The organism is Paenibacillus sp. DMB5 (assembly GCF_001517085.1).
Taxonomy (GTDB): Bacteria; Bacillota; Bacilli; order Paenibacillales; family Paenibacillaceae; genus Paenibacillus_AQ.
Genome location: NZ_LRAC01000132.1, coordinates 81,644 through 87,643 on the forward strand (window position 1 = coordinate 81,644; position 6,000 = coordinate 87,643).

Here is a 6,000-nt window from a genome sequence, read left to right on the forward strand (position 1 = left end):
ATGTCCCTGCTCCTGCGTCTGTATGCGGATAGGGAATGCCACCTGCTGGTGGAGCAGGCAATGTAAAGCTTCAAAACAACCATGCGCTGTTCAGGTTACGCTGCGGATGAGCGATGTGACACAGCAAAAAGAGACCGGACCTGCCATATGCCATGGCAAGCACGATCCCTTGAGCAATTGTAGCTATGAAGCTGACGGTCCGGTACAGGCTATACCTGATTCTGCATCCGTTTTTCAGTCAGATAATCGTTCTCGTAGTAGCTGAGATCATCCCGCAGCTCTTCGTACACCTTCGTAATTTCCATAATAATGTCGCGCGCCGGACGGACCGGCTTTTTGCGGAAGCGGATGGCGTCCTGGCCTGTGTAGGCGTAACGTCCGTCTTCGGAATAGCTTTCATTTTTTGGATAAAAGAAGTTATTCACTCCGTAATGATATACGTTGTAAAGCGCTTTTTGCGCGAAATCCTGATCAAACGTGGCACGCCGCAACGCAACCCCGAGCTTCTCATAAGACATTTCGGAGAAGACCAGCAGATGGCGGAGATCGGACAGAAAGCCTTGATAAAATGCTGCTGTTTCCTCATCCTCTTCTGTTACCAGCTGAGGCAGCGCATGGGTGTTCAGGAATAGTTCCATTTTTCCGATTACGGATTTCAGTTTTTCTCTCGTCGTTTCACATAGTTTCTGCACATTAGCTGCTGACATGGCGGTTGCTCCCCCTTATTAGTCCTTGCTCTTAGTGTTGGTAAAGACAGGTATTGCCAGGAATACTTGATCTCATCCCGGCCTCAAAAAGACGGTGCAAGCGGTTTATTTCTTGAAAACAGTATAACAAAAATTTGATTCGATTGATACGCGGCCTTGGACCGCTCCTTAAACAAGCTGTTTAATCAGTTTGATATTATAACAAAATCTACATCGATGCACCTCAGGAGGGACCGGACCGCTCTATAGCGGATGATTTTGTTGCAATATCAAGGGGCTTGAACAAGCTGTTTAATCAGTTTGATATTATCACAAAAACAGGGGACACGGTACCCTTTTCTGTGATGCATAAAAGCGGCGCTCTCTTCTAAACCTACAGCTATACGATACCTAGAAGGAGCGGAGAATATGTCCCGAAAAAATCTAACCGTCGCCGGTCTGATGACCGCTGCGTTCACCGTGATCCTGCTTACTTTTCTGCTTCGCCCTGCCGAAGAAGCGAAGCTGAAGCAGGCAGCCCTCCCCGCTGTTCCGGGTCCCCCGCAGGAGAAAACAATCAAGAAGACCTCTCTTGTGCAAGATGTCAGTGCTACCGACCGCCTGAACCGGACCGATGTCAGCAGACACCTGCGAACAATGCTTGCCGAAACGCATGGTGCTGCCCCGCGGGATATATCAGCATATGCCAAGCGCCTGCAGCAGGGACACGGGCATATCACCATGCTGATGTGGATCGATTACCGGACCCATAAAACAAACACCTTCAAATCCTCACTTCCCAAAGGCACAGACCAGGAGAACAAACAGCTGCTAAAATATCTTAGTATGGCAAAATCAGCGATCAAAGGCCATCAGTCCTATGAATCACCTTCCTTTATTATCGGAGACAAAAAATATTATTTTATGGCCCAGCGTGACCAGGAAGGCCATATCGGCGTAATCGCGTTAATCAGCCAGAACATTCTGGAGCGTGTTGCCGATCATCAGCTCAAGAATCTGCGCCTGATCCCTTATCCTAAGGAGGGCAAATACCGGGTAGAATCGGTTCATGCCGATACCCTCAAGGATATTACGGTCAAAACAGGCCATGACAACGAGAATGCCAGCCATTTTTACGAAAACGAAATTGTCGTACGCTTCAAAAACGGCCACCCTACACCCGGCCAGCTTCAGACGATATCTGCTGATATCCGCTGCAAGCAGCCGCGCAAACTGGGATATGCTTATATTTTCCGCTCGGACAAGATGAACTACTCCCAGCTTAAGACCTACTTTGCTTATAAATGGAAACCTGAATATACAGAGCCCCACTATATGTATTTAACCAATGATACCACTTACGAAAATACCGGGACTGGAGCCGTTACACCAAATGATCTGCTGTTCTCCACCTACCAGTGGAATCTGCCGGCTATTGAAACAGAACAGGGCTGGAATTTATCGAAGGGCAGCAATGAAGTGATCGTCGCTGTTGTGGACACGGGGGTTCAAGCTTCCCATCCTGATCTGCAGGGCCAGCTGCTGGCCGGATATAACGCCATTAGCAGCGGGTCTGCACCGGATGATGATGTAGGGCATGGAACGCATGTGGCCGGGATTATCGGGGCTATAACAAACAACGAGGAAGGTGTGGCCGGCATCAGCTGGTACAACAAGATCCTTCCGGTAAAAGCGCTCGACAACTCCGGTGCGGGTACAACCTATTCCGTTGCCGAAGGCATTATCTGGGCTGCCGACAACGGGGCAAAGGTGATTAACCTCAGCCTTGGCAACTATGCCGATTCGCAGTTTTTGCACGATGCGATTAAATATGCTTATGACCGGGATGTCGTCATCGTCTCCGCATCAGGCAATGACAACACGGAGCGGCCCGGCTATCCGGCTGCTTATGAAGAGGTACTGGCTGTAGCCGCAACGAACGCTGCCGGGGAAAGAGCTTCCTTTTCAAATTACGGGGATTATATTGATGTCGCCGCGCCCGGTGAGAGCATTGCCAGCACCTATCCGGATAACCAGTATGCCGCCCTCTCGGGTACGTCCATGGCCAGTCCGCATGTCGCTGCGCTTGCCGGGCTGGTCCGTTCGCTCAATCCGTCCTTGACCAACAATGAGGTGATGGAGCTGATGACCGCAAATGCCGTTGATCTGGGTGAGGCCGGTCATGACAAGTATTACGGCTGGGGCCAGGTTGATATCTACAAGACCCTGCGGGCTGCAGGCGGCAGTGATGTGCCGCTGCAGCTGTTCCCGCAGCATGTCGGGCAGCAGCTGAAGAGTATGCGCGAGAATACGGGTAATCATTAAAAGAACAGCAGGCAATTTGGACAGCAGGCAGCTCAGGCTGGATGGTGCATACAGCTCATATTAGCCGGTCTGTGCGCAGATGTTCTGTCAGCAGCTGCAGGAACAGCCTGAGGCCCTCTTCCATATCGGCTTCCTTCATTTGCGAATAGCAGAGGCGGATATGCCCGGAAGGAACCTCGCCGGAGTAGCAGACATCGCCCGGCAGAAAAGAAATGCCCGCCTGCTCAGCCCTTACATGCAGCTTCCCGATTCCTTCTGCACCCGGCAGCTGCAGCCACAGGTTCAGCCCGCCTTCCGGCACATTCCAGGTGACTCCCGGGGGCGCATATCGTTTCAGCAGCTTCACTGCTGTCTCCATACGCCCCCGCAGTGCCGTGCGCAGCTGTCTGGTATAAGCATCATACCTGCGGGTGATAAATGGCAGTACTGCCCGCTGGTTCAGCAGCGGACTGCCGAGATCGCTGGCCGACTTGGCAGCGATCAGTCTGGACAGGATGTTGCCTCCCGCGGCTACACAGGCGATCCGGCAGCCCGGCGCGATAACTTTGCTGAAGCTTTTCATATAGACCACATGGCCTTCCTCGTCCATTGATTTGATAGGCGGCGGGGGCGGCTTATGAAAATAGAGATCGCTGAACGGATCATCCTCGACAATCAGGCAGCGGTAGCTTCTGGCCAGTTCCAGCAGCCGCTGTCTTCTTGTCATGCTCATCGTTACACCGCTCGGATTCTGGAAGGTAGGGTTGGTATAGATGAGCTTGGGTGGACGCTTGTCGCAGAGTCTGGTAAGCACATCGATCCTCATGCCTTCGCTGTCCATGGGGACAAAGATCATCTCCGCTCCGCGTCCCGCAAAAACATCAATTGCTCCTGTATAGCTGGGTGCCTCCAGATATACGGTATCTCCGGGACCGACAAAGGTCCGGGCAACAAGATCAATCCCCTGCTGAGAACCGCTCGTAATCATCACATCAGAAGACTGGACCTCCACTCCGCGGCTGTGCAGATGCCGGCACATCACCTCGCGCAGCTCGGCATCTCCCTGAAAATTACCGTAGGAAGCCATCAGCTCAGGCTGGCCGGTTACCAGCGAGGACATCGTGGCTCCGATAAATTGCAGCGGCAAAAGCTCGCTATGAATCGCTGCAAGATGAAAGGGATACTGTACGGCAGAATAGTCGAAATTGCGCCAAAGCTGGGCTCGCGGCAAAAAATCGTCATACCCGTCCTGCCAGCCGCTCCCCGCCTCTACCGGGTTGATCGGCCTCCGGGCGACGAAGCAGCCTTTTCCCTGGCTGCAGATGATACGGCCGTTGCTTTCCAGCTCCTCATAGGCTTTGCTTACTGTAACCTGGCTGACCTTCAGCGAGGAGGCCAAACCGCGTACGGAAGGAAGGCGTGTCCCCGGCTGCAGCAGCCCGGAGGTGATGCGCTGGGCCAGCGTATCGCTGATCTGCTGCGGCAGGGACTTGCTGCTCCCGCGCTTTAAATCAATGTGCATCTGACCTTCCTCCCAACTGTTATATTCACCGCTTTACTGTTATACCGCTATGCCGTTATGATACAACAAAATTCAACTGCGGGGAGATTTTTTATGAAAATTCATTATGCTGAAATGACAAACCATCTCGGTTCATCAGCCGTTCGCGATATACTCAAGGTTACACAGGGCAAGGACATTATCTCGCTGGCCGGCGGGCTGCCCGGGGAAGAGCTTTTTCCGCTGGAAGCGGTGCGGGATGCATATAACCGCGCACTTTCCGGCAGCGCCTCTTCGCTGCAGTACGGGCTCACCGAGGGCTATACTCCGCTGCGTGAGGCGGTAGCCGCAAGACTTACGCGCCAGGGTATTCCGGTGCAGACCGGTGATATGCTGCTCACCACAGGCTCCCAGCAGGCGATCGATCTGTTCTGCAAGGTACTGCTAGACCCGGGGGATAAGGTGCTGGTTGAAGCACCTACTTATCTTGCTGCCCTGCAGGTGCTTAACTCTTACCGGGCAGATATCATCACCGTGGATAGCGATGAATACGGCATGCTGCCGGAGCATCTGGAGGAGCAGCTCAAGCTGCACCGTCCCAAAGTGCTCTATACCGTCCCCACCTTCAACAATCCTTCGGGAGGAAGCTGGAGCAAGGAACGCCGTGAGCGGACCGTTGAATTATGCCGCCGGTACAATGTGCTGATCCTGGAGGATAACCCTTATGGCGAGATTGCATTTGATGATTCCCCCGGCGCCTATCCCCCTTCAATGGCAGCCATCGACAGAAGCTCCGGTGAAGACCAGTGTGTGGTATACACCGGAACCTTTTCCAAAATTGTCGCGCCTGCCCTGCGTACCGGCTGGATTATTGGTCCCCCTGAGCTGATCAAGATCATCGCCAAGGCCAAACAAGCCGCTGACCTTCATTCCAGCGCCATTGACCAGCGGGCGCTTCATGAATTGCTCCAGCACTTTGACATCGACACCCATATCCGGCTCATCTCGCGGGAATATCATTCCCGGATGAAGCTGCTTGCCGGGGAGCTCAGCGGAGAACACTGGCAGGGCGCCAGCTTCCTGGAGCCGCGCGGCGGTATGTTCCTGTGGCTGAAGCTGCCGGCAGGCACGGATACCGCCAAGCTGCTGCCTTTTGCGGTGGAGCAGGGCGTCGCCTTCGTTCCAGGCGAGGTGTTCTATGCAGCCAATCCGCTAAAAAATGCCATGCGCCTGAACTTTACCCACACGCCGCCTGAGCTGCTGCCGGTCGCTGTGCGGCGTCTGGAAGCGGCGCTGGAGAGCTACGGGCGGACGTTAACTGAGGCAGTGGACACACTCGTTTAAGCAGGCCGGGAGGGGCTGCCTCCGTGTACGCGAGGCTTCCGGAGGCAAGCAAGGGCATTTTTGCCCTTCATTTCGGCCTTTTGGCCGCGCAGGGCCAATTCAAGGGCATTTTTGCCCTTCATTTCGGCTTTTTGGCCGGCGAAGGGCCAATTCAAGGGCATTTTT

4 protein-coding genes are annotated in these 6,000 nt (G+C 53.8%); 2 read left to right on the forward strand and 2 right to left on the reverse strand.

Translation table 11 applies throughout. The annotated features are described in order from the left end of the window. Positions 1-209: 209 nt before the first annotated feature. Positions 210-707: a YpuI family protein gene (locus AWJ19_RS20020; protein WP_068726411.1), complete on the reverse strand. Its 498-nt coding sequence runs from the start codon at positions 705-707 to the stop codon at positions 210-212. Between the two features lie 408 nt (positions 708-1,115). Between AWJ19_RS20020 and AWJ19_RS20025 the strand changes: the two genes are divergently transcribed. Then, positions 1,116-3,011 (forward strand): S8 family peptidase, encoded by a 1,896-nt coding sequence (locus AWJ19_RS20025; RefSeq protein WP_068726413.1) that lies wholly within the window; start codon positions 1,116-1,118, stop codon positions 3,009-3,011. Between the two features lie 55 nt (positions 3,012-3,066). Here AWJ19_RS20025 and AWJ19_RS20030 read toward each other — a convergent pair whose 3' ends face one another. Then, positions 3,067-4,512 carry a PLP-dependent aminotransferase family protein gene (locus AWJ19_RS20030; protein WP_068726415.1) on the reverse strand — a complete coding sequence of 482 codons (1,446 nt, stop codon included), beginning with the start codon at positions 4,510-4,512 and terminating at the stop codon, positions 3,067-3,069. Positions 4,513-4,605: 93 nt separating this feature from the next. On the opposite strand from AWJ19_RS20030, the gene AWJ19_RS20035 reads away from it, so the two are divergent. Beyond that, positions 4,606-5,835, forward strand: coding sequence for a PLP-dependent aminotransferase family protein (locus AWJ19_RS20035; RefSeq protein ID WP_068726417.1), 1,230 nt, complete (start codon positions 4,606-4,608; stop codon positions 5,833-5,835). Positions 5,836-6,000 lie beyond the last annotated feature (165 nt).

Bases quoted from the DNA above. Each gene is read 5' to 3' on its own strand.
- AWJ19_RS20025 (WP_068726413.1), top strand. From the start codon at position 1,116: ATGTCCCGAAAAAATCTAACCGTCGCCGGTCTGATGACCGCTGCGTTC.
- AWJ19_RS20035 (WP_068726417.1), top strand. From the start codon at position 4,606: ATGAAAATTCATTATGCTGAAATGACAAACCATCTCGGTTCATCAGCC.
- AWJ19_RS20020 (WP_068726411.1), bottom strand. From the start codon at position 707: ATGTCAGCAGCTAATGTGCAGAAACTATGTGAAACGACGAGAGAAAAA.
- AWJ19_RS20030 (WP_068726415.1), bottom strand. From the start codon at position 4,512: ATGCACATTGATTTAAAGCGCGGGAGCAGCAAGTCCCTGCCGCAGCAG.